The 1,545-nt window shown below is 34.2% G+C and carries 3 protein-coding genes; all 3 read left to right on the forward strand.

Translation table 11 applies throughout. The annotated features are described in order from the left end of the window. Positions 1 to 204, forward strand: a 204-nt coding sequence (locus AC1DPZ_RS26985; RefSeq protein ID WP_477409321.1) for a hypothetical protein, incomplete at its 5' end; no start/stop codon positions are given. Between the two features lie 67 nt (positions 205 to 271). Continuing rightward, on the forward strand, positions 272 to 733 hold the full coding sequence (locus AC1DPZ_RS26990; protein WP_477409323.1) for a hypothetical protein: 462 nt from the start codon (positions 272 to 274) through the stop codon (positions 731 to 733). Between the two features lie 267 nt (positions 734 to 1,000). After that, positions 1,001 to 1,545 (forward strand): GDP-mannose 4,6-dehydratase (locus AC1DPZ_RS26995; RefSeq protein WP_477409325.1); only part of this gene is annotated, 545 nt, incomplete at its 3' end.

Consider the following 1,545-nt stretch of genomic DNA (forward strand, 5'->3'; position numbering starts at 1 on the left):
GTTATTGTTTGTACAAAGTGCGCAGGAGGAATAGAAGATATTCCCGGTATTTTTAAAGCTGAAGTAAATAATATAAATGAATTATTGCTTGCCATTGGTAAAGCGCTGAAAACCAATTCTGATAACAAAATGCTTATACGGCATTATATCCAAAACAGAACCCCCGAAATTTTTATCAATACTATCTTGAAAGCCTTAGTATAATAAATCTTCATATCACTAATAATTTGAGTGATCATTATTCATTGTTAACTTTTTAAATTAAAATATCATGGAACCCAAAACTAAACTATTGGAAAAAGTACTATTACTTGCTGTATTAGTATTTGCTGTTACGCTAAATAACAGCTGTAAAAAAGGTATACAAAACCCGGTTGTACACGATACTATAACGGTACATGATACACTAATAACGGTACATGATACTACCGGTCATGATACTTCAGGAGGTATAGCAATAAATTTAATCGGTTTAAAGTCTGATAGTGGTTTTGCCTACAAAGTTGGATATAATCTTCCACAGATGGGAGATTCAAATTCCAAGCCTACCGCTTCTACCCTCCGGCTTTTCGAAAATGGTGTTGAGCTGGGCCCCGCACATTCAGTTCATCAAGACATTCGCGTATTTGGCCTGGGCGAATTTAGCCATTGGGGAAACATGTTGATTTTTTCAACCTCTGATAATACAAATCCACTTTCAAATGGCCGAAAGTATACTTACAAAATGAAATAAATATTTTCAGCGCAATCTTATGTATTTTCCTGAATGCTATTATTAATGCGCTTTCTTAAATTAAATTCTTCAGAATTATTATAATATACTATTATAATAATTCTGAAAACTATCTCAATGAATGTTAACCTGGAAGTGGGTGATTGCAATTCACTTCCACGGCTGGAGACTACCTGAGCAGCCCTGTCCCGGGGAACCCTTCCAACGTAAAATAAACTAAAGGCAATTTTCTGTAACGCTTTCTTTTTAAACTTTAAACCTAAATTTATGAAAATTTTAATTACCGGCACAGCTGGTTTTATTGGCTATCATTTGGCCAAACATTTGCTTGAAAGAGGAGATACCGTTGTTGGCATCGATAATTTAAATGATTATTATGATGTAAGGCTGAAATATGCCCGTTTGGCCAATACAGGTATTCAGGTAAATACTTTGGAAGATGGAATACCAGTTCGGAGTAAAAAGTATCCAAACTATACTTTTATAAAATTGGATTTGTTAGATAAAGAGCAACTGGATTGTACTTTTCAAAGTTTTAAGTTTGATGCTGTATGTAACCTGGCAGCACAGGCGGGTGTTCGTTATAGTTTAACCAATCCCGATGTTTATATTGATTCAAATATAAAAGGGTTCCTGAATATATTAGAATGTTGCAGGCATTTTAAAATTAGCCATTTGGTATATGCAAGTTCTTCAAGCGTTTACGGATTAAATAAAAAAATGCCATTCAATGAACACGATATTGCTGATCATCCCGTTTCATTGTATGCAGCTTCAAAAAAAGCAAATGAAATGATGGCACATACCTACAG

The sequence above is a fragment of the Mucilaginibacter sp. P4_G9 genome, assembly GCF_056400985.1.